Annotated in this window: 23 protein-coding genes; 11 read left to right on the forward strand and 12 right to left on the reverse strand. The window is 49.1% G+C overall.

What is annotated here, in order from left to right; all coding sequences use genetic code 11:
- The first annotated feature begins 99 nt into the window (after window positions 1-99).
- Together purL and purF are read left to right on the forward strand one after the other, a co-directional pair.
- Window positions 100-2,499, forward strand: coding sequence for a phosphoribosylformylglycinamidine synthase subunit PurL (gene purL / locus H6F93_RS24900; protein WP_190686817.1), 2,400 nt, complete (start codon window positions 100-102; stop codon window positions 2,497-2,499).
- 333 nt (window positions 2,500-2,832) lie between these two features.
- The gene (gene purF, locus H6F93_RS24905) at window positions 2,833-4,398 is read left to right on the forward strand and encodes an amidophosphoribosyltransferase (RefSeq protein WP_190642625.1); all 1,566 of its coding nucleotides are present in this window, start codon (window positions 2,833-2,835) and stop codon (window positions 4,396-4,398) included.
- Between the two features lie 175 nt (window positions 4,399-4,573).
- On the opposite strand, the gene glgP is transcribed toward purF, so the two are convergent.
- Window positions 4,574-6,787, reverse strand: coding sequence for an alpha-glucan family phosphorylase (gene glgP, locus H6F93_RS24910; protein ID WP_190686820.1), 2,214 nt, complete (start codon window positions 6,785-6,787; stop codon window positions 4,574-4,576).
- A gap of 416 nt (window positions 6,788-7,203) precedes the next feature.
- On the opposite strand from glgP, the gene H6F93_RS24915 reads away from it, so the two are divergent.
- Both H6F93_RS24915 and dxr read left to right on the forward strand, forming a co-directional pair.
- Window positions 7,204-8,448, forward strand: coding sequence for a hypothetical protein (locus tag H6F93_RS24915; RefSeq protein ID WP_190686823.1), 1,245 nt, complete (start codon window positions 7,204-7,206; stop codon window positions 8,446-8,448).
- A 2-nt stretch (window positions 8,449-8,450) separates the two neighbouring features.
- Window positions 8,451-9,725: a 1-deoxy-D-xylulose-5-phosphate reductoisomerase gene (gene dxr, locus H6F93_RS24920; protein WP_524538011.1), complete on the forward strand. Its 1,275-nt coding sequence runs from the start codon at window positions 8,451-8,453 to the stop codon at window positions 9,723-9,725.
- A gap of 55 nt (window positions 9,726-9,780) precedes the next feature.
- Here dxr and rimM read toward each other — a convergent pair whose 3' ends face one another.
- Both rimM and H6F93_RS24930 read right to left on the reverse strand, forming a co-directional pair.
- On the reverse strand, window positions 9,781-10,311 hold the full coding sequence (rimM, locus tag H6F93_RS24925) for a ribosome maturation factor RimM (protein WP_190642628.1): 531 nt from the start codon (window positions 10,309-10,311) through the stop codon (window positions 9,781-9,783).
- On the reverse strand, window positions 10,311-11,615 hold the full coding sequence (locus tag H6F93_RS24930) for a valine--pyruvate transaminase (RefSeq protein WP_190642629.1): 1,305 nt from the start codon (window positions 11,613-11,615) through the stop codon (window positions 10,311-10,313). Before H6F93_RS24930 ends, rimM begins: the two co-directional genes overlap by 1 nt.
- A gap of 247 nt (window positions 11,616-11,862) precedes the next feature.
- On the opposite strand from H6F93_RS24930, the gene H6F93_RS24935 reads away from it, so the two are divergent.
- Entirely contained in the window at window positions 11,863-12,237 is a 375-nt protein-coding gene (locus H6F93_RS24935) for a hypothetical protein (protein WP_190642630.1), read from the forward strand.
- A gap of 7 nt (window positions 12,238-12,244) precedes the next feature.
- On the opposite strand, the gene folB is transcribed toward H6F93_RS24935, so the two are convergent.
- The 6 genes from folB to H6F93_RS24965 all read right to left on the reverse strand — a co-directional run bounded on the left by folB (window position 12,245) and on the right by H6F93_RS24965 (window position 17,265).
- A complete protein-coding gene (gene folB / locus H6F93_RS24940; protein WP_190642695.1) occupies window positions 12,245-12,613 on the reverse strand; it encodes a dihydroneopterin aldolase in 369 nt (122 codons plus the stop codon).
- 86 nt (window positions 12,614-12,699) lie between these two features.
- Entirely contained in the window at window positions 12,700-13,083 is a 384-nt protein-coding gene (locus tag H6F93_RS24945; protein WP_190686828.1) for a type II toxin-antitoxin system VapC family toxin, read from the reverse strand.
- On the reverse strand, window positions 13,080-13,901 hold the full coding sequence (locus H6F93_RS34245) for a hypothetical protein (RefSeq protein WP_242043609.1): 822 nt from the start codon (window positions 13,899-13,901) through the stop codon (window positions 13,080-13,082). The genes H6F93_RS24945 and H6F93_RS34245 overlap by 4 nt, the downstream gene beginning before the upstream one ends.
- Before the next feature lie 69 nt (window positions 13,902-13,970).
- The gene (locus H6F93_RS24955) at window positions 13,971-15,275 is read right to left on the reverse strand and encodes a glutamate-5-semialdehyde dehydrogenase (protein ID WP_190686831.1); all 1,305 of its coding nucleotides are present in this window, start codon (window positions 15,273-15,275) and stop codon (window positions 13,971-13,973) included.
- A 244-nt stretch (window positions 15,276-15,519) separates the two neighbouring features.
- The gene (locus tag H6F93_RS24960; protein WP_190686834.1) at window positions 15,520-16,158 is read right to left on the reverse strand and encodes a Uma2 family endonuclease; all 639 of its coding nucleotides are present in this window, start codon (window positions 16,156-16,158) and stop codon (window positions 15,520-15,522) included.
- A 57-nt stretch (window positions 16,159-16,215) separates the two neighbouring features.
- Window positions 16,216-17,265 carry a catalase family protein gene (locus tag H6F93_RS24965; RefSeq protein ID WP_190686837.1) on the reverse strand — a complete coding sequence of 350 codons (1,050 nt, stop codon included), beginning with the start codon at window positions 17,263-17,265 and terminating at the stop codon, window positions 16,216-16,218.
- Between the two features lie 310 nt (window positions 17,266-17,575).
- Here H6F93_RS24965 and H6F93_RS24970 point away from each other — a divergent pair, with 310 nt between their 5' ends.
- The 4 genes from H6F93_RS24970 (at window position 17,576) to H6F93_RS24985 (ending at window position 20,297) form a co-directional block, all read left to right on the forward strand.
- Window positions 17,576-17,773 carry a DUF751 family protein gene (locus H6F93_RS24970; RefSeq protein ID WP_190642635.1) on the forward strand — a complete coding sequence of 66 codons (198 nt, stop codon included), beginning with the start codon at window positions 17,576-17,578 and terminating at the stop codon, window positions 17,771-17,773.
- Between the two features lie 90 nt (window positions 17,774-17,863).
- Window positions 17,864-18,376: a 30S ribosome-binding factor RbfA gene (rbfA, locus tag H6F93_RS24975; RefSeq protein ID WP_190686841.1), complete on the forward strand. Its 513-nt coding sequence runs from the start codon at window positions 17,864-17,866 to the stop codon at window positions 18,374-18,376.
- 2 nt (window positions 18,377-18,378) lie between these two features.
- Window positions 18,379-20,007 carry a glycoside hydrolase family 3 N-terminal domain-containing protein gene (locus H6F93_RS24980; RefSeq protein ID WP_190686844.1) on the forward strand — a complete coding sequence of 543 codons (1,629 nt, stop codon included), beginning with the start codon at window positions 18,379-18,381 and terminating at the stop codon, window positions 20,005-20,007.
- Between the two features lie 107 nt (window positions 20,008-20,114).
- Window positions 20,115-20,297 (forward strand): hypothetical protein, encoded by a 183-nt coding sequence (locus H6F93_RS24985; RefSeq protein WP_190642638.1) that lies wholly within the window; start codon window positions 20,115-20,117, stop codon window positions 20,295-20,297.
- 52 nt (window positions 20,298-20,349) lie between these two features.
- Here the strand turns inward: H6F93_RS24985 and H6F93_RS24990 are convergent, their stop codons facing one another.
- Both H6F93_RS24990 and hemB read right to left on the reverse strand, forming a co-directional pair.
- A complete protein-coding gene (locus tag H6F93_RS24990) occupies window positions 20,350-20,859 on the reverse strand; it encodes a DUF732 domain-containing protein (RefSeq protein ID WP_190686847.1) in 510 nt (169 codons plus the stop codon).
- 182 nt (window positions 20,860-21,041) lie between these two features.
- Entirely contained in the window at window positions 21,042-22,025 is a 984-nt protein-coding gene (gene hemB / locus H6F93_RS24995; RefSeq protein WP_190686850.1) for a porphobilinogen synthase, read from the reverse strand.
- Window positions 22,026-22,234: 209 nt separating this feature from the next.
- On the opposite strand from hemB, the gene H6F93_RS25000 reads away from it, so the two are divergent.
- Entirely contained in the window at window positions 22,235-23,635 is a 1,401-nt protein-coding gene (locus tag H6F93_RS25000; RefSeq protein ID WP_190686853.1) for an AAA family ATPase, read from the forward strand.
- 12 nt (window positions 23,636-23,647) lie between these two features.
- Window positions 23,648-24,439 carry an HNH endonuclease family protein gene (locus H6F93_RS25005; protein WP_190686856.1) on the forward strand — a complete coding sequence of 264 codons (792 nt, stop codon included), beginning with the start codon at window positions 23,648-23,650 and terminating at the stop codon, window positions 24,437-24,439.
- A 40-nt stretch (window positions 24,440-24,479) separates the two neighbouring features.
- Here the strand turns inward: H6F93_RS25005 and trhO are convergent, their stop codons facing one another.
- Entirely contained in the window at window positions 24,480-25,373 is an 894-nt protein-coding gene (gene trhO / locus H6F93_RS25010; RefSeq protein WP_190686859.1) for an oxygen-dependent tRNA uridine(34) hydroxylase TrhO, read from the reverse strand.
- Window positions 25,374-25,375: the final 2 nt, after the last annotated feature.

Below are 25,375 nucleotides of genomic sequence, written 5' to 3' on the forward strand. Positions count from 1 at the left end.
GCCTTTCTACCCAGTCCAGTTAATCATCAATTAATCTCATGATTCCGGAAGTTCAATTAACTGCTATAGAATTGATACCTGATTTATCTTGAGGTGCTTATGTCTGCTGTCTCGCCTTTGCCCTCACCTCAGGAAATTGCTGCGGAGGGGCTGAAGCCGGAAGAATACGAGGAAATTGTAGCTCGTCTAGGACGACACCCAAATCGCGCCGAACTGGGCATGTTTGGCGTGATGTGGTCAGAACACTGCTGCTACAAGAACTCACGACCCCTGCTCAAGCAATTTCCGACAGAAGGGCCGCGTATCTTGGTTGGTCCAGGTGAGAATGCAGGCGTAGTGGATTTAGGAAATGGACTGCAACTGGCCTTCAAGATCGAATCTCATAACCACCCTTCCGCTGTCGAGCCATTTCAAGGTGCTGCAACGGGGGTTGGCGGCATTCTCCGCGACATTTTTACGATGGGGGCACGTCCGATCGCCATCCTCAACTCACTCCGATTTGGCGATTTGGCAGACAGTAGAACCCGCAGACTCTTTTCAGGTGTGGTTTCGGGTATTGCTCATTATGGCAACTGCGTTGGAGTGCCAACGGTCGGCGGAGAGGTGTATTTTGACCCAGCCTATTCAGGCAATCCGCTCGTCAACGCAATGGCGCTGGGGCTAATGGAAACGGCTGAGATTGTCAAATCGGGTGCGTCGGGCGTTGGTAATCCGGTTCTCTATGTGGGTTCTACAACCGGGCGAGATGGCATGGGTGGAGCCAGCTTTGCCAGTGCTGAATTGAGTGACGAATCTGAAGCAGATCGCCCCGCTGTTCAAGTTGGCGATCCATTTTTGGAAAAATCTCTGATTGAAGCCTGCTTGGAGGCATTTAAGACTGGAGCAGTTGTCGCTGCTCAGGATATGGGTGCGGCTGGAATTACCTGCTCTACTTCAGAGATGGCGGCAAAAGGGGGGGTAGGCATTGAGCTTGACCTCGACCAAATTCCGGTTCGGGAAACGGGAATGGTGCCGTATGAATATTTGCTGTCTGAGTCTCAGGAGCGAATGCTGTTTGTTGCTCACAAAGGGCGAGAGCAGGAGCTAATTGAGATTTTTCAGCGCTGGGGACTCCAAGCTGTTGTGGCTGGAACTGTAATCGCTGAGCCGATTGTGCGGATTTTGTTTGAAGGGGAGGTCGCAGCTGAAATTCCGGCAACCGCTTTGGCAGACAATACGCCCATTTACCATCGAGAATTGCTGGCAGAGCCGCCAGATTATGCTCGTCAAGCCTGGATGTGGAGCGAGGCATCGCTGCCAGCTTGTTCAGTAGAGGGAATTGCGATCGCCAACCCATCTACAGCTCAAACCTCTCTAAGCTGGACCGAAGTTTTGTTTCAGCTACTAGAAGCGCCCACGATCGCCTCAAAGCGTTGGGTCTATCACCAGTACGATCACCAGGTACAAAACAACACCGTTCTCCTTCCTGGTGGTGCCGATGCTGCCGTTATCCGCATTCGCCCTCAAGAACCGCTAGAAGGGAGCAAAGCGATTCCTGAAAATGGCTCCTCATCCCTCCCCTCTCATCCTTCATCCTTCCAGACCGGTGTTGCTGCAACCGTAGATTGCAATGCCCGCTACGTCTACCTGCACCCCTATGAGGGGGCGAAAGCCGCCGTTGCTGAAGCAGCCCGAAATTTAAGCTGTGTAGGTGCAGAGCCGTTAGCGGTGACCGATAATCTCAACTTTGGTAGTCCTGAGAAGCCCATTGGCTATTGGCAGCTAGCTGAAGCCTGCCGGGGATTAGCCGAAGCCTGCCGCGAATTTGCTACCCCTGTAACCGGAGGAAATGTTTCGCTTTATAACGAAACGCTCGATTCAGAGGGCAAGCCTCAGGCGATTTATCCCACGCCTGTTGTCGGCATGGTAGGGCTCATTCCTGATCTGAGCAAAATTTGTGGACAGGGATGGCAGGCAGAAGGAGATTTGATCTATCTGTTGGGGGTACCTGTGAATTCAGATTCTGGGGTCACTCTGGGTGGTTCGGAATATCTGGCGGCAATTCACAATACCGTTGCAGGGATGCCACCTGCTGTAGATTTTGCGCTGGAGCGGCAGGTACAGACGGCTTGCCGGGAGGGAATTATTCAGGGGTGGGTGAAGTCAGCCCACGATTGCGCAGAAGGTGGGTTGGCGATCGCCCTTGCTGAGTCTTGCATCAGCGGTCGTCTTGGAGCCGACGTTCGCCTGTCTGTTGGTGATGCTGAAACTCTCCATCGCTGGGATACCCTGCTGTTTGGAGAAGGTGGCGCGAGAATTGTGATTTCTGTTTCAGCGATTCACAAAGCAGAGTGGGAATCCTATTTAACCAAGAACTTGGATCAGAATTGGCAGCAAATTGGGCAAGTCAGCGGAACAACTCTCCAGGTAATGGCGGACGGTTCCAACTTAATCAACGCTAGGATTGAGGAGATGGGCGATCGCTGGCTCAATGCTATCGAGCGGCGTTTAACCACCTGATCAGCTTCAGTAAAGGCTTCCGGGCAACGCAGCATGAGAGTTGTCATTTACTGGTAATGCAGACCTCCGGCATTGAGCTGGAAGAATCTTGGTGGGTAGAGTGTCAACGATACATACATTTCAACCCTTTTCTGCATCAATGTAAGCCCAACGAAACAGATATGAATGGTTAACTAAAAGCTGTTTACGTTACCGTTAATCTATGGGATTGTTAAGGAAACGTTAATTTGTAAACATTAATCCACTTCTTTACTACCGTGGGTAGTTACATCTCGTAGCATTTATTTAGTATTCAACAAAATTCGCTAACTCAACCAGGAGCCAAATCCTCGCATGATGCCTAATCCTGCTGATCGTCCATCTTCGGGTGAAGATTCTGACTTGTCCCTTGCTACTTCCGCTGGTTTGACCCGGCCAGACAAACCAGAAGAAGCCTGTGGCGTGTTTGGGGTTTATGCACCTGGTGAAGATGTTGCGAAGTTGACTTACTTTGGGCTGTACGCGCTCCAGCATCGTGGACAAGAATCTGCTGGAATTGCCACGTTTGAAGGCGATCGCGTGCATCTGCATAAGGATATGGGACTGGTTTCTCAAGTATTTAACGAAACCACTCTGGGCGATTTGCCTGGCGATTTGGCTGTAGGGCATACTCGCTACTCCACGACTGGCTCTAGTCGAGTTGTGAATGCTCAACCCGCCGTGGTGGAGACTCGGCTGGGTTCATTGGCGCTGGCTCATAACGGTAATTTGGTCAATACACCAGCCCTGCGAGAAGAGTTGCTGAGATCTAAGTTCAACCTGATCACCACGACCGACTCAGAAATGATTGCCTTTGCGATCGCTGAAGAGGTTAACGCGGGCAAAGATTGGCTAGAAGGCTCAATTAGTGCTTTTAACCGCTGTCAGGGAGCATTTAGCTTGGCGATCGCCACTCCAGACGGCATCATGGGTGTGCGCGACCCCAACGGCATTCGTCCACTGGTTATTGGCACCCTGAATGATCCTGAATCAGAGGCTCCTCAACGCTATGTTTTGTCTTCAGAAACCTGTGGGCTAGACATTATTGGCGCAGAATATTTGCGTGACGTTGAGCCAGGGGAACTAGTGTGGATCACCGAGCAAGGGCTAGCTTCTTTCCATTGGGCACCTAAGGTCAAGCGTAAGCTATGCATTTTTGAAATGATTTACTTTGCTCGCCCTGATAGCGTCGTAAATGATGAAAGCCTTTACAGCTATCGGTTGCGGTTGGGTAAACAACTGGCGATCGAATCTCCTGCTGATGTCGATATGATCCTGGGAGTGCCTGACTCTGGAATTCCGGCGGCGATCGGTTTTTCACAAGAATCCAAGATTCCCTACGCAGAAGGATTAATCAAAAACCGCTACGTCGGAAGAACCTTCATTCAGCCCACCCAGAGTATGAGAGAGTCTGGCATTCGGATGAAGCTGAATCCGCTCAAGGATGTGTTAGTCGGTAAGCGAATTCTAATCGTGGATGATTCGCTCGTTCGGGGTACCACTAGCCGCAAAATTGTGAAAGCGTTGCGTGAAGCTGGGGCGATCGAAGTTCACATGCGAATTTCTTCCCCACCCGTGACTCATCCTTGCTTTTATGGCATCGATACAGATAGCCAGGATCAATTGATTGCTGCAACCAAATCAGTAGAGGAAATTCGTGAGCAGATTGGTGTAGATTCCCTAGCCTATCTGACCTGGGATGGAATGTTAGAAGCGACCGAGCAAGACAAGGAAAGCTTTTGCTCAGCTTGCTTTACAGGTGACTATCCCGTGCAGATTCCAGAGATGGTCAAGCGATCGAAGTTGATGCTAGAGAAGAATGTTCCGGCAGAGCAGCCTGTTTTGCCTGAGAAAGCAATTCCGGCTTCAACTTCGGTGTAGGGCAGCTTTTGCATTACCGCTGTAGCCGTACAGGTTAGGACAAAGAAGGGAGGGCACCCCGCTGCGCGGGGTGCCCTCCCTTCTTTGGTAAGTGGGTATGACTGGCACTATAAAAAAGGGACAACATTACATTTAGATGTTGTCCCTACAAAAATAACCCTACGTTGAAGCGTCTCTAAGAAGGAACGCTGGCTAAAATCGGCTCCATGTGAATCGGCGCACCAGGTGCGTACATCTTGGCCACATAATCGGCAATCATGCGATCGGTGTTAAACACAGGTGCATTTGTGCGAATTGAAGCTTTCATCATCTGCACCCAGCCATGCGGAACGCCGTTCTCATCCTGGTCATAGTAGAGCGGTACGATTTCCTGCTCCATCAGCTGATACAGAGATTCAGAATCGATTTGATCCTGCAAATCTTGGTCGCTGGTGTGAGCGTCTTCGCCGATCGCCCATCCATTAATGCCCTTACCGTTTGCGTCTACCTGGTAGCCTTCACACCACCAGCCGTCTAACACGCTGCAATTGATGCCGCCGTTAAAGCAAACTTTCTGACCGCTGGTGCCTGATGCTTCTAGTGGACGACGAGGATTGTTGAGCCAGACATCGACTCCCTGTACCAGCTTTTGGGCGGTGAAGATATCGTAGTCTTCCACAAACGCAACTCGGTTTTGCAAGGCAGGATGTTTGCACCATTCCATCAGTCGTTGAATGATGCGTTTGCCTTCCTCATCGGCAGGATGTGCCTTGCCCGAAAAGACAATTTGAATGGGGCGCTCTGGGTTGCCAAATAGGCGAATTGCCCGCTCAAAGTCGCGCAGTAGTAAGGCTCCACGCTTGTAGGGGCTAAATCGACGGGCAAAGCCAATTGTCAGTACTTTGGGATCAAGTAGTTGATCGGTTGCCTGAATCAGTCCCTGATCTTCACCCCGTAGTTGCCGTGCGTGTTTGATCTTGAAGCGGGTATGGGCAACCAGACGGTCTTTGAGAATCTGGTGGCGATGCCACAATTCCTCATCCGGCACCTGATCTACCTTTGCCCACATTTGTGGGTCGACGACATGGCTAGACCAGTCTTCTCCCATGTATTGGGCGTAGAGGTCAGCCAGCAAGGGGGCTGTCCAGGTGCGCGCATGAACGCCGTTTGTGATGTGACCAATCGGAACTTTGTCTTCAGGGCGATCGGGATAGAGAATCGTCCACATCTTGCGCGATACCTGACCATGCAATTCGCTTACGCCATTGGCAGCACGGGTCAGACGCAGTGCTAGAACGGTCATGCCAAACGGTTCCCAGGGATCGCCTAAACGCCGTGCGCCCAGTGCCAGGAACTGTTCACGGGAAAGCCCTAGTTCTTGCCAGTAGTGAGCAAAGTAGGAATCGATCAGGTCAGCAGAGAATACGTCATGCCCCGCAGGAACGGGCGTATGAGTGGTGAAGATGGAGCGATCGCGTACCGACGCTTCTACGTCGTAGAAGGATTTGCCCGTACGCTGAATTTCCAGCTTTGCCACTTCCAGCAAGCAAAAAGCAGCGTGTCCTTCATTCAAGTGATAAACCGAAGGCTCGATTCCCAGAGCTTGTAGTGCCCGGACACCGCCGATCCCCAGTAGCACTTCTTGGGCGATCCGGGTTTCCTGGTTGCCACCATAGAGGTGTCCAGTAAGCCAGCGATCAATCGGATCATTGTCTTCTCGGTCCGTATCTAACAGGTAAAGGCTGACGCGCCCCACCTGCACCCGCCAAATTTGCGCTCTAACGAGTCGCTGGCGAACCTGTAGCTCAATCGTGATGGCTGATCCCTGGTCATTGAGCATTAGCTCCAGGGGCAGTTTCTCAAACTGGTTATCTACGTAATAGTCTTCCTGCCAACCGCTGCGGCTCAGCCGTTGCCGAAAGTAGCCCTGACGATAAAGCAGCCCTAATCCTACCAGTGGTACGCCCAGGTCAGCGGCTGATTTGAGGTGATCCCCAGCCAGAATGCCTAGACCGCCTGAGTAGATGGGCAGCGACTCATGCAGCCCAAACTCGGCGCAAAAATAGGCTACGGGATGTTCTTGAGAAATCTGGGGCGCGACTCGATTAGCCCAGGTGTTGCGCTCTGACATGTATTGGTCAAGCTGAGCAGCCAGGATTTGCAGTCGCTTGAGATAGGTAGGGTCTTCAGCAACTTGGGTGAGGCGATCGTAGGAAACGGTTTCTAGCAGAGCAACGGGGTTATGACCGCAACGCTGCCATTCCTCTGGGTCGATGTTTTGAAATAGGGAGATTCGATCGCTTGTCCAGCTCCACCAATAGTTGTAAGCCAAATCCGCTAAGCGTTTGAGGGGAAGCGGTAATCTTGCGCCTAATCTGTTAGCAGGCGTTACAGAACTGTCGTTCACCATATCTTTTTTGCTCTCAATACTCTCTGTGCTTCGTTAGACTTCTCTCATCAGAACTGGATTGTGTGATTCAGGCTGGTTATTTGGTACGACTTGAACTAGTTTTGCGATCGCCAAGTAACCTAATTTATTTAGCGCTGAATCAAAACCCTGATGAGTCAAAACGCACTGCAATGAAGTCTACCTACAGGCTGACAGGATTTTGCTTAAAAAGAAGTTTTTTTTACACTCTTTACGGTTTTGCAGACTACAAACTGACTTGATCCTGAATTACTTTTTCAATCTGCAAAGTTTTGAACGCTTTTTTAACTAATCATTACTCAAGCTGAAGGGCAGGCTACAAGGCGCAGAAAGTAGGTTGGTGACCTTCAATTTACTTGAGGCTATAGTTAGGTTTTATACTTCAAAGCTTTGGGTGTATGACACAACCCAACTTGCATCTTGCTAAGCAGGGGAATGAGCAGGCGATCGCCACTTTCATTGAAAAAGCGCTTCAGACTGAAGCGATCGCCACAAAAGTAAGCCTGACGGATGGCTGTCTGCGAATCAGGCTAGGGGCGGCTGAGCTTCCTGATCAGGCAACTTGTCTCAAACAGATCTATCGCGCCTTGCTGCATTTACAGATTCCGCTGGTCAAGTCAGTTCAGGTTTATGCCTGCCAGCAAGACCAGCTTCCGGTGTGGGCTGACCAGTGTTCTGCCAATCGGCTAGGTCTGCTCAAGGGATTAGCAAAACAGGGCGATGAAGAGGCGATCGCCGCTCTGCTCAGCCGTGCTTTAGCTCACCAAACGGTTGAAATCAAAGCTCAGCTACAAAATGCTCATCTATCCGTTTATTTAAGTTCTGACCAAACTCCCAATCAAAGAGCTGCAGTAACGCTGATTGAGCGAGAATTAGCCGGATTCAGCACAAATTTGATTGCAGACGTTCAGGTTTTTGGAAAACGGACTAAATCAGATTCTCCAGACTGGACTGAGGAGTTTTCGCGGCAGGTACCCGCAGAGGGAGTAGTCAATCCGCCCGCAACAGAAGCGATCCCCGTTTCAAATCTGCTCAAGTCCAGGGCTGGTCAGCCCCTTTCTGCTCAACAGCCTGCCCAACCCCCGATGGAGTGGACGTTCAAGTTTAACTATCTCAAGCTGGGGTTCGTTTCAGCTCTGGCATTCTATGGGCTGTTTAGCGCTTCAGACTACACGGTTGATGGCTTTCTGATAGCTAACAACGGCATCATGATGTTTATGCATGGGGTCAACCTGATTTTTCATGAAGCGGGGCACGTTCTGTTCAGTCCCTTTGGGTGGTTCATTTACGTTTTAGGGGGATCGCTGATGCAGATTTTGGTACCTGCGGGCATCTGCGGCTATTTTTTCTATACGCAACAGCGCTATGCCAGTGCGATCGCCCTTTGCTGGGCTGGAGAAAATTTCTGGGATGTCTCCATCTACATCAAAGATGCTCAAGATCGAATTTTGCCGCTGCTGGGCGGTGAAATCAGCTATCACGACTGGCACTACCTGCTATTGCACACGAGTTCTTTGGCTAAAGCACAGCCTTTCGGCAACTTTGTTTACACCATTGGCATTTTGATTTACGCCTTTGCGGTTTTTGCTGGGGTTTACTATGCCCAGATTGATCAAAAGGCTGAGACGGCATCTGGGAAATAACCTTGGGATCATCTCTTCTGCTTTGCTTGGTTCCTGCCCCAGAGCGTCCTATAGTGGAGTTGCTGCTAATTCTTAAACAATCCGTGAAACCGATTACTCTGCTTGGCTCCACTGGCTCTATCGGCACCCAAACCCTGGATATTGTGGCTGAATATCCCGATCAGTTTCAGATTGTCGGATTGGCAGCCAGACGGAATGTTGAACTGCTGGCTCAGCAAATTCGTCAGTTTCGTCCCCAAATTGCAGCGATCTGTGACACCACTCAGTTGGGCGCTTTGCAGGAGGCGATCGCCGATCTTGATTACAAACCGATTCTGCTGGCAGGCGAAGCCGGTGTAACTGAAGTCGCTCGCTACGGCAACTCAGAAGCCGTTGTGACCGGGATTGTAGGTTGTGCCGGACTTTTACCAACAATTGCGGCGATCGAAGCCGGAAAAGATATTGCCTTAGCCAACAAAGAAACCTTGATCGCAGGTGGTCCGGTCGTCCTGCCGCTGGTTGAGAAACACGGGATCAAACTGTTGCCTGCCGATTCAGAGCATTCTGCAATCTTTCAATGCCTGCAAGGAGTTCCGGCAGGAGGGTTGCGCCGAATTCTGCTCACTGCCTCTGGTGGTGCGTTTCGAGACTTGCCTGTGGAAAAGTTGGCAACTGTTAAAGTTGCTGATGCGCTAAAGCACCCTAACTGGACAATGGGGCAAAAAATTACCATTGACTCCGCCACCCTGATGAATAAGGGATTGGAGGTGATTGAGGCACATTTTCTGTTTGGGCTGGATTATGACCATATTGAGATTGTGATCCATCCGCAAAGTATCATTCACTCACTGATTGAGCTAGAAGATACATCCGTGCTGGCGCAGCTTGGTTTGCCTGACATGCGGTTGCCCTTACTGTATGCCCTTTCTTACCCAGAGCGAGTTTCGACGGATTGGGAACGATTGGATCTGGTCAAAGCTGGGAATCTGACATTTCGAGAGCCTGACCATCAGAAATATCCCTGCATGCGGTTGGCGTATGCAGCAGGTCGAGCCGGGGGATCAATGCCTGCCGTTCTCAATGCTGCAAATGAACAGGCTGTTGCGCTGTTTTTAGAGGAAAGAATTCAGTTTCTCGATATTCCTCGGCTAATTGAGCAGGTGTGCGATCGCCATCAATCTGACAATCACGCTTCTCCTTCCCTGGAGGACATCATTGCGGCTGACCAGTGGGCCAGGCAGGCGGTGTTGGAGTTTTGCCAGAAACTGGATAAGGGCGATCGGGCGATCGCCGTTTAGACCTAATTTTATTAAGCTCTGCAAACATCTTCTGAGATGTTTGAGCGTTGAAGCTCTACTCAATTAACCCAGCAGGGGGCGTGATCTCAATTCGTCTCTGCTGCAAATCCACGACAGGCACAATTTCCTCAACAAATGGAATCAGCTTTTTAGAGCCGGATTCACTGAGCTCTACTTCTAACAAATCATTGCCTGCTGCAAATACGTCTACAACGGTGCCAACCAAAGCCTGGGTTGCCTGGTCAAAGACCTTTAGACCCAACAGATCGGAGACATGAAATTCACCCTCTTCTAAAGGGGGGCGATCGCTCTCTGGCACCAGCAGGCGGCAATTTTTTAGTGCTTCAGCCTGGGTGCGATCGCTAACTCCCTCAAACCGCAGCACATACAGCCCTTTACCGTTGAGATAGCGTCCTGACAATAGCTCAATTTGCTCTGGCTCTGTTGCCTCTGGTCGTAGCAGCCAGCGCAGCCCAGGTACCTCAAATCGCTCTGGAAAATCTGAGTTTGGATAAACCCGAACTTCCCCTTTTAATCCTTGTACGCCAACAATTTTACCGACTTCCAACCAGCTTGTATCAGCCATCAACCCACCACCAAATTAGCCACCCGCTTACTTGATTGTAGGCTCGACTGCCGATAGGTTTGCTCTGTCACCTCTGCTAGTCGTTGCATGGCTGTTACCAGTTCTTGATCGGTGGCAGTCAGGCTGATGCGGAAGCATTGTTGCGTGTGGCTCCAATCCTCCCGAATGCCTGGGAAGAAGGGGCTACCTGGAACGACTAAAACACCCTTTTGCTTTAGCAGTTCGTAAAATTCCCAATCGGTGATGGGCAAATCTTGGAGCCAGAGCCAGCCAAAAATCGAGCCTTCGCCGCGATGCAAAAACCAGGGCACATCAGGCATTACGTCTTGTAGAGTTGACTCCAGGACGGCAAACTTTGCCTGATAGTGAGGACGAATCACTCGTGTTGAGATGTCTGCCAGTTGTCCAGAGCGAATTGCGTGAGCGGCGATCGCCTGCCCATAACGTGAAGAATGTAAGCAAAGATTAGTCTGAAAAGATTCTAGCGCCTGAATCACCTGCTCATCGCCTAGGGCAATCCCTACCCGCTCACCCGGAAGCCCCGCCTTTGACAAACTAGTGCAGTGAACAATGTTGTCTCCAAAGATAGGAGTCATCTCCGTAAAGTTGAGTGACGGGAAAGGTGGCGCATAGGCGGAATCAACTAGTACAGGGACATTATAGGTACTAGCCATTGCCGCAATTCGTCTCACCTCATCGTCTGACAACACATTGCCTGTTGGGTTACACGGACGCGAAAACAGCACGAATCCGGTCTTTTCGTTGATTTCTAGTTGGCTAAAGTCAGGGCGATATTTAAACCAATGCCCCTTTGCATCCATCTCAATGGCTGGCTTGTAAGCTTTTACCGCTTCTGGTGTGAGCGAGATGCCGCCATATCCGGTGTAGTCAGGACTCAGCGGCAAAACCATTTGCTTAAGTTCGCCGTCAGTAGTGTAGCCGCCCAGTGCATTCGCAGCGTAGAAGTAGAGGGCTTGACTACCGGGGGTGATGAGAATGTTGCGATCGCTCAAATTCAGCCCAAACCGCTGATTAAAATCTTGGAGTACTGCCTCAATTAAAGGACGGTAGCCCTGGCTTGCACCATAGCGACAGACCACTTCCCCATATTCCGCACTACTCAAAAGCTTGGCAGTACAATCGCGCCACATCTGCTCAACCTCCGGCAAAATTACCGGATTGCCAGCGCTCAAATTAATAAAATCTTTGCCTGCCCGGGCTGCCTCGACGATATCCTTCATCACTGCGCGAACGCCGCTCAGGTGAGACATCTGATTGCCAAATCGAGTAAGGGCAGGCTTCATAGGAAGTTAGGACTAAAAGCTAAGGGGATGCAAATGGGTGCTGTGCAAAAATGCTGTGCAGATTTACAGGCAAGAATAGTAAGGAAAGTCTAAGCCCCATTCTCAAAAATCGCAACTTTAAAGCGGTGTAGTGCTGCTCATCTAAGCTATACCAATTCTCAGTTTCGAGCGGCGGAACTAGCCCTACACAACCTGTTGAGACGGCAGGCAAGATGAAGAGAAAAGAGTAAACATAGTGGAAAAAAATATGCCAGGACGCTTAAATATCACCATTGTTTGTTTGCATATCAGTGCAGCTCTTTATGTACTGCTAGGAATTGGCTTGGGATTTTTCTTTGCTTTCGTTTCAGTACAATCCATAGCACCTGACCCTTCCCTAACATCCGTGCAGCCTTTGGGAATTTTTCTGGGTGTGTTTACCTTGATTTTTTCTTTATTGCTTGCAGTAGGGGTAGAAGTGGTCGTTTGGGGTTTGAGAAAACTCAAGTACTGGGCTTGGATTGCTGGTATCGTCATTTGTGCCCTGTATATTACAAGCGCTTTTGTAGTTTTGGGTGGATTAGGGCTGTGGGGCTTGCTCGATTCAGAAACTCAGGCTGCTTTCCGTGCCGCCAAACAATAGCGCAGGCTTAGGAAACCGCAGTGTTGCGACTTCGGGTAATTTCTACTGCGATTCTGCCGTCAAAGTCTGGAATTGGTGCAGTTACTTTGGTGACCCGAACTCGAACTTTCTCAACGCCTGATTCTAGAATTAGCGTGGCGATCGCCCCTGCTAGTTTCTCAATCAGGGCAAATCTCTCGGTTTTGATCAACTTTTGAACTTCAAGGACGGCTGAGCGGTAATCGTAAGTGTCTTCAATGCGATCGCTCTCCGCCGCCTTCGTCAAGTCAAACCACACCGTCAGGTCAACTTCAAACCACTGCCCCAATACCTGCTCTTCGGGCAGCAGCCCAATATGTCCAAAAGCCCGAATTCCAGTTACTTGAATAGAGTCCATTATTAACTACGCTGCGATTCATGAAAATGGCAACTTCAAAGGATTACTTGACCCGTTCGGCTCAAAGGCTATGTTGGGCTGCGCTGCTACATGACGCTGACTGAGTAAGCACGAATAGCTGCGTCTACAGTCGCAATCGTCAAACCATTCTGTAATGCCTGACAGATTAACATCCTATTAAACGGATCACGATGTAATGGCGGTAGGTTAGCCAGTTGCGCCACACTGCTTTCGTCGAGAGCAAGACTGGTAATCTGATGAAGATTTCGTTGTTTAGGTAAATACATTCCGGGATGCTCCGGCAGAGGCAGTTTACCCAACTGGTACTTAACAATTGCTTCCCAAACTGAAACTGCACTCAAATAGACTTCGTTGTCCGGTGTACGAATGGTATCCCGAATATCGGTTGACAATCGGGTATCACCGATAATGAACCACAGGAAAATATGCGTGTCTAACAGAACTTTCATTTACCCTCGAATGCACTTAAAATCTCCTCTGGTAAGGGCGAATCAAAATCATCGGGAACTATAAATTTTCCGGCACACAGTCCAAACGGTCGTAGTTGCTTATTGTTGGATACAGCAGGTCTAGCTTCAGCGTCTAACTTATCAGAGTGGTAGTTAGATGCTACTTCAACTATTACCTTACTGTTCTGTTCAAGTTCTTCGGACGTATTAATATACTCCTCAACTCTCAGTACAATAAGGCTACTATAAGCTCTAAGTTGAGTAACTAAAATCGACAATTCTAAGCCATTCTCAAAGTATTCTTCTACGTCACGGATAGAGATAGAAATTGCATTCTTGGCACCGTTTTGAATTTGTTTGAGGTCTGAGATTGAGAAGAAATTTGTAAAAACATCAACAATTTGAGAGAGCAGCAGGAAACCTGAAACGATTCTCTCAAGATCCGCTTCATATTCACCAGTTCTACCTTCGTTTATACGGGAGAGACTAAGAAATAAACAGGAATATGCTATAGAATGATTGGTTAAATGATTGAGTAATTTGATCAGATTGATTGCCTCAGGGATGTGCTTGTAGTGATTCCACACACCGAACCAAGAGTTAGTTAATTGGTCAAAGGCATCATACTTTTCCTGATATGTTTTGGAGTTACTCTTGGTTTGTTGTAGAAAAAACTCTGTTTCTTCAATAAGATTTTTGATCAGGGTTTGATCTGAACTTACAAGAATATCGTCGAGGTGTTGCTTTAGGTACTGAATATCCTCTAAAACAACTTGACTGAGAGTACTATCAACTCCTTCCATTTGAATATTATTCATAGCAGACACTTCCTAAGCATTAAAAGAGCTGATGAACTATTCCTGCATTGTAGTTGTTGTGCTAAGACACTACAGATCCTGGTGGGTGAAAGGTTTTGCGTTTGCACCAGAATAGGTTGCCACGATATGCCCGTCACCTTTGATTTGATATTTGTAGGTGACAAGTCCTTCTAGCCCAACGGGACCACGCGGCGGCATTTTTTGGGTGCTGATGCCTACTTCTGCCCCAAAGCCGTAGCGAAAGCCATCAGCAAAGCGAGTTGAGCAATTTTGAAATACGCCTGCTGCATCGACTTGGGCAACGAAGGTTGCGGCGGTTGTGTCGTCTTCGGTGACGATCGCCTCTGTATGACGAGAGCCGTAGGTGTTGATATGGGCGATCGCCTCATCCAAAGAATCCACCACTTTAATCGACAAAATCAGATCACTGTACTCAGTTGACCAATCTGCTTCAGTTGCGACTGCCATCTCTACAATTCTGCGGCTAGATTCATCTCCTCGTAACTCTACTTGCTTGGCTTGAAGCGCTTGAGCAACTTCTGGGAGAAAATCTGGAGCGATCGCCTGATGAACCAAAAGCGTTTCGATCGCGTTGCAGGCAGACGGGTAGCCGACTTTTGCATCAATGGCGACCGCCACTGCCTTTTGAATATCAGCGGCTTTGTCTACATACAAATGACAAATGCCGTCCGCGTGTCCTAGCACTGGAATTCGAGTATTTTCCTGGACAAAGCGCACAAACGAGTTTGAGCCTCTGGGAATGATCAGGTCAACGTATTGGTCAAGCCGTAATAGTTCCAGAGTTTCTTCGCGGGTCGTGAGCAACCGAACGACCGCCGGATCAACTCCTGCCTGAGTTAGCCCATTGTGAATCGCTTGGGTGAGTGCAGTGCAAGACCGCACCGCTTCTTTGCCGCCTTTGAGAATTACCCCGTTTCCAGACTTGATTGCCAACGTCGCAATTTGTACCAGCGCATCGGGGCGCGATTCAAAAATTACGCCTAACACACCTACCGGACAAGCGACTCGCTGCATCACCAGCCCATCATCCAATTCTCGGTGAATCTCTACCTTGCCAACAGGATCAGGTAGCTTCCCTACATCGCGGACTCCGGCGATCGCCCCCTGAAGCTTACTCGCATCCAGCTTCAGCCGTCCATATAGCGGTTTTGCCAACCCTTCTGCCAGAGCCGCTTCACAGTCTCCCTGGTTTGCTGCCAAAATTTCTGGAGCAGATGCTTCGAGGGCTTGGGCGATCGCCTCAATAGCTCGGTTACGGGCATCAGTTGGCAAAACTGCCAGCTTGCGTGCCGCCTCACGGGTTTGCTGAGCCAGGGCAGTCAAGGAAACGGAAGCTACTTGGGAAGCTGTCATGGTTTAAAGGGCGGGATATTTTAAGCTGCGACTATTTCTATCCTAAACTTTTGCGGATTCGCCGCTGAAGGGATTGAATCTAAAGTTACGTTCAACTGAAGCTCTCCAACAGCCACAGCGAACGAACTCTCCTCCTCAGCAATTTTTGACAATCGTTTGGGAACCCCTCCGTAGAGGTAAGCATTGCTTGCCTCTTTTTTATGGGCACTTCTTTACAGTTACTTCCTACAGCTTAAATACGTCTTTATCCCTCATTCCTCATTCCTTCCCGCGCCCACTCCCTTACCGATCGTCGCAGTGCCAACCTTCCAGCATTTCGATGAGCTTCAATGATTTGAGGTAGCTTCTGGATTTCTAGCATGGGAAAAACCAGACTGCGTTCTGCTTCTACATACTGATCGGATTGCAGATGATAGATTTTGAGCGCTCCGTTGTCGTAGCACCAAAGTTCTGGAACGCCTAACCGAGCATAGATAGGAAAGCGATCGAGCGATTTGCTGGTGATGTCGATTTCCAACGCCAGGTCGGGTGGTGGGTCTTGGTTCAGGTCAAAGTTGAGCTTGCCGCGAACTAGAGCCTCATTTTGAAAGTAGAAACAGTTATCGGGTTCAAGGCCTGCTTGCTTGATTTCTCGTTGCCAGGTTGTAGAACCGTAACTTTCGTAGTCGATCTCTAAGGTTTCAGCAATATCTTTTACTGCATCACCGATCGTTTCCTTAAAGTATTCGTGTTCTGGTAGGGGGGTCATAATTTCCAGGGTGCCTCGGTCGTAGGCAATTCGGGCAGAGCGGCGATCGCCCAAATCCTTCAGCAAATTCTCAAACTGCTGCCAGCTAATGTTGTGAAGCACGACTCGATCGGCGCGGTTGAGTGTGACTGCCATAGGAACACCTCTCTGAGAATTCTTAGATGGTAGTGCGATCGCCCCTGCTCATCCTGACTAATCTGGAAATTCTGCTGCGGTCGGTTCTCGACGAGGAACGCCATTTAAGTCGTGTCGCAGATTCGCCAGAGATTCGTAAACCACTTTGCGAACGCGATTGATTCCGCCTAGCGGTTTGTGTTCTGGGATGGAATGCCAAGGGGTATATGAGAGATTCTCACAAAATTCCATCTGTTCAGGGGAGTCAAAGGTTTGGGGTGGAATTCTTAAGGTTGCGACTTTTCGATAAGGCGAAAGGGATTCATCCCATTCAATCGTTGGATCTTCAATTGGCATCTTCACCGGATCAGTTTGAAGCTGTACCAAAAAGTCGAAGGTTGCCTCCTGGTTTGCCAGGTGTTTCACCATGACTTCGTGCAGATAATGCATTGAGCTGCGATCGCCCTCTGGCGCATTCTCTACATTTGTGGGTTTGACTGAAAACCGAGCAGCTTTGGAGCCGAACTGATAGGGCACCATACTCCAATATTGAATCGTCAGCGGATTGGGAATTTTCTTTTTGTTGATCGCTCTGGAGATGCCAAACTCATGCAAACGCCACTTTAGCGGATTGATGCCATTGAAGAAGAAGCGAATAATCTGTTTCTCTCCTTGCTTCCGCAGGTTAAACAGTTCTAGATAATCCTGAGCATTGCGAATTGCAAAAACCGGATGATTCACTAGGGTAAAGTCCTGGGTTTGCTCGTGTTTTTCCGCTTCTAGTACCTTCTCACCTTCTACACCTAGTAGCTTAATAGCAATTCCACGAGTGTCGCCTTTGGCGTCAGGTTGGGGCTGTCTGGCTCCGTTAGACAGGCGCACCCAGGCAGGATAGCGTCGTGGTTCCTTAAAAATGCCAACTCGCAACTCATCAGGCAAACCATCCGCTACGATGAATTCTGCTTTGACACAGCCGTGATGTTTGGCATGAGCATCCCGTTTTGCTGGACGCAAATTTGCTGGATAGTCTTGCTCAAGCAACTTCAAACTGATCAGTTCAATTTCTCGAATCAACTCCGCCTCGTTTGCGGGCGGATATTCCTTGCCTAGTTCGAGTTGGTTTTGCATGGTTTTTAGGGGAATTGGGGGTTAGGGGTGAAAAGCAAAATCCAGGACTTGTGCAAGCCCTAAAACCAATGTCCTAACAGAGTAAGGGAAGCTATTGGCTCACTTTTTAGGGTGAGCAGTTTGATCAGTTTGCTGTAGTTGCAGTTTTCTGTTGGCTTTAACTGAACCAACTTTGGGGCTGTGAAACTCTTGCAGCGAAACTCGTACAATATTGAGGAGCGTTATTAGAGAGTGTTTGACTTTAACTGACGCTAGCTAGCTTCTTTAATATTTTTAACTCGCTGCAAAGGCGTTATTTTGGCTGAGAATCATGCAAGAGTTTTTGAACAACATTTCCCGCTATCCTCGCTTTCTGATTACGATATCGCTGGGCATCTTGCTGACGCTGGTTAGCCCATTGCTGCCTTTGTTTAAGCGCCCCTCAACGGCGATCGCCACCAGCATTTTCCTCGTAGCAGCACTAACCTTCGTGGGTTTCACTCTACGCGCTATGTTGGGGTTAGGTTAGGGGCTAGGTGCTTTAAAGGTTGGATTTTCCGTGCGCTAAGGTACGAAAAATCAACCCGATTCCCCTTTGTAAACGCTAGAGAAAAGTTTTATGGCTACCAGTCGTCGTGTTGCCCGTGTTTCTGAATTGATCAAGCGAGAGGTTAGCCAGTTGCTAATGTCTGGCATTAAAGATGATCGTGTTGGAGCGGGCATGGTGAGTGTCACTGATGTGGATGTATCAGGTGATTTGCAACACGCCAAGATTTTTGTCAGCATCTATGGCACCGATGAAGCCAGAGCTGCGACGATGGCGGGGTTGAAATCTGCAACTGGATTCGTTCGCGGTGAGTTAGGTCACCGAATGCGGCTGCGTCGAACTCCAGAGGTTATCTTCGTTGAAGATCGTTCGCTTGAGCGCGGCACCCAGGTATTATCGCTACTGAATCGACTGAGCCAAGAACGCAAGGATTCCCCCTTAAACGAGGAACTGGCTGAGGATGCTGCGGTTGAAAGTAGCATCGCTGAGGACGATTTTGATGAGGATGATTTTGACGAAGATGACTTTGATGAGGATGATTTTGACGAAGAAGTGAATGAAGATGGCATGGGAGCTAAGCAGTAAACGTGTCTACCTTGCCCGATTGGGAAACTTTGTCTTTGCCAGAATGGGTGGCTCAGATGGTGGTAGTTCGCGCTTCTGGGCACCTGTTTGACCATCAGATTCGCTATCCTGCATGGGAGTCTCCAGCAGCAACTTTGCGTCACTGGCTAGAAGATTTGGCAGTGGGTGGGGTGATTTTGCTGGGGGGCAGTGCGGCGGAGGTGGGATTGCGATCGCACCAGCTTCAAGAGTGGGCTAGAATTCCGCTGCTGATCGCGGCAGACATTGAGGAAGGCGTAGGGCAGCGATTTGCTGGAGCGACCTGGTTTCCGCCACCATTCGCGCTTGCTGCGATCGCTCAACAGGATCTCGCCAAAGCTGAACAGTATGCTGAGCAAATGGGCGCATTCACGGCTGAAGAGGCACTTGCGATTGGCATTAACTGGGTGCTGGCTCCGGTAGTGGATGTGAACAACAACCCTCAGAATCCAGTAATTAATGTGCGGGCTTTTGGGGAAACGCCAGATGTCGTGAGTCGGCTATCAACTGCGTTTATCCGAGGGGCAAAGCAGCATCCAGTTCTAACCGCTGCCAAACATTTCCCCGGACATGGTGATACAGCGACGGATTCTCACCTGGAGTTGCCCATTCTCACGCACGCTCAAAAGCGATTGGCTGAGGTAGAGTTACCGCCGTTTGAGCAGGCGATCGCCGCTGGAGTGGATGCGGTGATGAGCGCTCATCTACAAATTCCGGCGTTGGATGAGAAATATCCAGCCACGCTGTCTTATCGAATTTTGACAGAGGAGTTGCGGCAGCGATTGAGCTTTGGCGGACTGATTGTCACGGATGCGCTGATCATGGGAGCGATCGCCAACGGCTATGGAGCAAATGAAGCGCCCGTGTTAGCCGTTGAAGCTGGGGCAGATATTCTCCTGATGCCGATTGATCCAGCCGGTGCAATTCAGGCAATCTGTGAGGCAGTTGAATCAGGGCGAATTGCTCCAGAGCGAATTCAGGCTTCGGTTGAGCGGATCTGGCAAGCAAAGCAAAAGGTGTGCGCTCCAGATTTGCAGGGCAGTACTTCTCACGCTTGGGAACAAGTTTCACCACCGCCAGTTCAGCTTGAGCGGCTAGCCCAGCCAGAGGCGATCGCCTCTGTTGCTCAAATTCTACGAGACTCGATGCAGGTTCACCATCCAGCTAACGCTCGCCTCCGGTCTACTCAAACTGGGGAACTGAGAAATCTGATTTTGGTGGATGATGCTCTAGAGCGCGATTTCCTGGGAAAACACACGCCGGCGATCGCTCTTCCGCAATCACGAGGATACCGAACTGAAATTGTTGACTGCTACACCCTCCCGCCAATGTTGGACCGGAGTACGCCACCCTGTCCAACGCTATTGCAACTGTTCATTCGGGGAAATCCATTTCGCGGCAGTGCAGGGCAGACGCAGACTGCTCAAGATTGGTTTCAATTCTTAGTTAAAACTGATCAACTGCAAGCCCTAGTAGTTTATGGGAGTCCCTATATTCTGGAGCAGTTTGTTTCGGTGTTACCCCCCGATGTTTCGTATGTCTTTACCTATGGGCAGATGCCGTCGGCCCAGGGGATCGCTCTGCAGCAGTATTTTGATGGTGAAACGCTCTAAGCCTTGAATAACTTGAGGTGGAAGCAGAAGTACCCCTAATATGTTTTTTTAGAAAAGCAGGAAATCAGATCTGTTCCTAAAAATTGTCCAGAAAGGTAAACGAATTCATGCGGGTACAAACTCCCCCAAAGCAACTAGCAGTCAAGCGATCGCCAACTGCCTTAACCGCCAAAATTGCCTTTGTCGGCTTGACTTTTACTTACTTGCTAGCCTATGCACTGGCGGGACAAATGATGATTGAACCTGAACCCGAAGCAGTCATCCACCCAATCGAATCTTCTGCACCGTAGCTTGAGTAGAGACGCAGCAAATACGTCTCTACCTCATTGTCTTTGAACCCTCTTATCGACCAATTTCCGCACGGTACTCTGGGCAATAGGTGTTGATGGCAGCTACATTGACCGCCGCATCGAAAGAAGCAGGCAAGCCCCCCTCGAGTTGAAGCTGCCGAACTTCCTGGAGACTAGAACCTTCGTCCATGACGACGCACACCGTCGCACCATAGTTTGCAACTTCTTGACGGTTTGTTTTGGACGCAAACTCAATAGCGTTAGGGCTAGCAACACTCAGAAACGCCTGCCAAAATTCTTCCCCTTCCTCGGTTAAAGATAGTCGGGTAGCAGTTTCAGTTGGGCAGTAGTCTGCCAAAATCCGCACTTCGCCAGTCTCTTCGTCGATAAAGGTAAGACCTGACAGGGTGTTTAACTCACAAACGCCAAGGAAACCTGTCACAGGTACAACCTGCACTTCATCCTCATCGTCTGAATCTTGGGCGATCGCAGGTTGAGGCAGTCCCGCCAGCGGCAGCAACATCGACCCCATTAGCACAAGTGAATAAGCGATTTTCAGCATTGACAACACCAGAACTTTCTCTGTCTCAGGATAACTACTGAAATGGTTATGTTCCCAGTTTTCAGATCAGTTATAGCAGTCTTGCAGAAAGTATCAAATTGCGGGTTGGGAATTGGGGGGGTTGGAATTAGAAATGAAACTCGTTTCAGGGATCTCCTAACCCCTGATCCCCAATCCCCTAACTACCCATTCAGCCAACGGGCTGCATCTTTGGCGTGGTAAGTCAAAATTAGGTCAGCACCCGATCGCTTGAAGCCTGTTAGTGTTTCCATGACGACGCGCTCTTCATCAATCCAGCCATTAAGGGCGGCTGCTTTGACCATGGCGTACTCACCAGAAACGTTGTAGGCAGCTACGGGCAGGTTGGTGGCTTGCTTAACGCGCCAGATGATGTCCATGTAAGCCAGAGCAGGCTTGACCATCAGCATGTCTGCACCTTCAGCAATGTCTAGCTCAATTTCTTTAAGGGCTTCTTTGCCGTTGCCGGGGTCCATCTGGTAGGTGCGGCGATCGCCAAACTGGGGTGTAGACTCTGCTGCATCACGAAATGGTCCATAGTACGCCGAAGCATACTTTGCGGCATAAGACATGATCGGCACATCTTGGAAATCCGCTTCATCCAGCCCTGCCCGAATTACCTGGACAAAGCCATCCATCATACCCGAAGGCGCAATAATATCAGCTCCCGCTTTTACTTGGGAAACTGCTGTTTTCTTCAATAGCTCCAGTGTCGGATCGTTCAACACCCGTCCAGACAGATCGCCGACTTCTAAGTAGCCACAGTGACCGTGAGAGGTGTATTCACACAAACAGGTATCCACAATCACCAGCAGGTCTGGCACTGCTTCTTTCACAGCACGGGAAGCAACCTGCACAATGCCATGATCGTGCCAAGCTCCGGTCGCCTCAACGTCTTTGTCTGCCGGAATGCCAAATAGAATGATTGCTGGAATTCCCAGGTCGTAGACTTCCTTCGCTTCTTCTACGATTTTGTCTACTGAAAGCTGGTAAACTCCCGGCATAGAGCGGACTTCTTGGGCAATTCCCTCACCCTGCACCGCAAAGAGGGGATAGATCAGATCACTTGTAGTTAAAGTATGCTCACGCACCATGCGTCGAAGCTGAGGATGGCTGCGGAGGCGACGAGGGCGATGAAGTGGAAACATAGGAGTCTGATGGGATTTGAGGAGTTAAACACCAATTGTTATAGAGTCTAAAGCTTTGGCTGCACTCATAACTTACTCAGAACGTAACTTTCTGTAAAAGCAATGAAGGGACTACTGGTTGAATAAACAGCAGAGCGATTGCTCTTCCCTTAGTTGAAGCGTCTATTACCAGTCAGTATGATTAGTGCATAAGCTTCTTTCAACATGCCATGACTAATGAGCCGAAACGAACTAGAAGCAGACACAAACCTACGGCATCAATCCACAATGTACCGCCTGCCTATTTCCTCTCACTGGAAATAGAGCATGTCCTTTGCTTCAAAGATCGGCAAATTCTTGATGTTTCTGATGGCAATGGCAATCCAGCTCAATGGACAGTAATTTTAGGTGATAACGGAGTTGGAAAAACTACACTACTACGATGTTTAGCCGGCATGGAATTGGAATTAGAAATTGTTACTTTTGATGAACATGATGAAGAATGGGTCTTCCCAATTCTTTATGAAGGCTCCAAAAGCATCTCATTATGGCAAGAATTAGAAATTTTAGAAGAGAGTGCTGCTGAGTTTAATGTTCGAGTAGGCTATGACAACTTTCTCTCGTTGCGTGGGGTAGAACGCGTCAAAAGTAGCCATAAGCTATCACATTCACGTTTTTTAGAGGCAGAAATTGAGTTTGTTTTGCCCGGTTACTGTTCTGGTGAGATGTCTAGTGTGTTGGCAGGGTTCGTATGCTATGGATATGGTGCGACACGAAGGATGGGAGAAGCTTCACTTGGTGAAAATTTTGATGTAGAAAATTCAGTAAGTTTATTCTCTGAAAAAGCTTCATTAATTAATGCAGAAGAGTGGTTGTTGCAAACTGATTATGCGGCTCGATCAGCTTCAGGAAAGACACGCGATCGCCTGCAAAAGAATCTTAACCAAATCATCGAAATTCTAAAGCGTATCTTACCGGATGTTGAAGATATTCGGATTGCTCCTGCTGATGAGGAAACTCCCCGTCCTAGAGCAGAGTTTTTGACACCTTATGGATGGGTTCGCTTATCTAGTTTGGGATTGGGTTATCGTACTGCGATCGCCTGGATGGTAGATTTAGCCGTGCGATTGTTTCGACGCTACCCTGACAGCCAAAACCCATTGGCTGAACCTGCGATTGTTTTGGTTGATGAGATTGACTTACATCTTCATCCCAAATGGCAGCGCAACATCATGAGTTTTTTAACAGAACGATTTCCCAACACCCAGTTTATTGTGACGGCGCACAGTCCCCTCGTGGTACAGGCAGCAGCGGATGCCAATATTGTGTTGCTGAGGCGGGAGGGCGATCGCGTCGTAATTGATAACAATCCTGAAATTGTGGATAACTGGCGGGTTGATCAAGTACTGACGAGCGTTTTTGAATTACCGACTGCTAGACCCGTTGACTTGGAACCCATGTTGGCGCGTAGGCAAGAACTACTCGAAAAAGCTCGGCTCTCTAAAGCTGATGAAGCGGAACTTCAAGAGTTAGAAGCAAAAATTGGTTCTCTCCCGACCGCAGAGACCCCAGATGACATCAAAGCGATGGATATCATTCGTCGTGCTGCTCAATTGTTGGAAAATTCTTGAATAGGGTGACTTGTGATCCGCATTCAGAAGTTAGCCACGCCGCCTGAGAAACTAGTTCAGGATGGAAAAACTAAACGGCGATCGCATTGCAGTAGCTATTCCCGCAATCCTAAGATTTACCAGTTAGGTGAAAGAACGTTTTCCTTCGATTGCAACATCTATGCTCATAAAAGTGTTAAACAAGCCTTGATTCAGGCACAGCATGGGAAGTGCTGCTTCTGCGAACGCTTAACTGGCATTGATGGAGATGTGGAGCATTTTCGCCCTAAACAAGCTTACAAACAAGCAACAGGAGAACCTTTGTATCGACCCGGATATTATTGGCTAGCTTACGAATGGGATAATCTTTATCTTGCCTGTCCTGGCTGTAATCAGAGACATAAGCAAAATCTGTTTCCACTACAAAATCCGTCTGAGCGTGCAATTAGCCATCGTCATGATGTTGGCGCTGAACAACCTTTATTTATTGATCCGGGAAAAGAAAATCCTGAGGAATTCATCCGTTTTCGAGGTGAAGTAGCCTATGCTGTGGAATCAAACGTTCGGGGACAAGCTACACTCAATACTTTAAAGTTGAATCAGCGATCGCTTCCTGAAGCTCGGCTGCAGCGACTGCAAATGCTGAAACGTCTTTGGCAAATTGTACAACTTGCTCAATCAGACGAAAAAGCAGGTGATGCTGGATGTCAAGAGCTAGCAGGCGAGGCAAGACATTCTTTGGAGCGAGCTATTCAAGATGCTGCCGAGTTTTCTGCTGCTTCTCGTTGGGCAGTTCAAACGAAATTTCAGTTTGTGATTGGATAGACTTAGATCTCTGCAAGTACGGATTCCGTATAAGTATCTGCTAAAGCACATTTTTTTGCTGTGCCAACCGCATCTGCCGTACTTTTTCCGCCTGCCGTACTTTTTTCTCTTCTGTTAGTCCGTTAAAGCAATAGGGACAGGAAATGCCTTCTTGGTATTGGGGAGAAGCCTTATCTGCATCAGAAATGGGGCGACCACAACTCAAGCACTGGTCGTGAGTGCCCGGAGCCAAGCCATGCTGAACCGCAACGCGCTGGTCAAACACAAAGCATTCACCTTGCCAGAGGCTTGCGTCAGCAGGGACTTCTTCTAAATAATTGAGGATGCCACCTTGCAGGTGATAAACCTCCTGAAAGCCTTGTTGCAGCATGAAGGAGGAAGCTTTTTCGCAGCGAATGCCGCCTGTGCAGAACATCGCGACTTTTTTGTGCTTGGTTGGGTCAAGCTGAGTCCGAACGTAGTCGGGAAACTGGCGAAATGAATTTGTTTGAGGGTTTTGTGCGCCCTGAAAGGAACCGATCGCCACTTCAAAGTCATTGCGCGTATCGATTACCGTCACCTCTGGGTCAGAAATCAGCGCATTCCACTCTTGCGGGCTGACGTAGGTGCCAACCTGATTATTGGGGTCAACTTCGGGAAGCCCCAGTGTGACAATTTCTTTTTTCAACCGCACTTTCAGCCGATCAAAGGGAGGGGAATCGGCAAAAGATTCCTTATGTTCCAGGTCGGCTAGACGGGGGTCAGATCGCAGAAAGGCGAGGACAGCATCAATGGCTTGACGGGGAGCGGCGATCGCTCCGTTCACGCCCTCTTCTGCCAACAAAATTGTCCCCTTGATTCCTTGCTGGTTGCAGTAGTCCAGCAATGGAGCTTGCTTCTCAGCAAAGTCAGGCAGCTTAACGAACTTATAGAAGGTTGCGACAACGAAAGCCATTT

The sequence above is a fragment of the Leptolyngbya sp. FACHB-671 genome, assembly GCF_014695745.1.
Taxonomy (GTDB): domain Bacteria; phylum Cyanobacteriota; class Cyanobacteriia; order Elainellales; family Elainellaceae; genus JAAUTN01.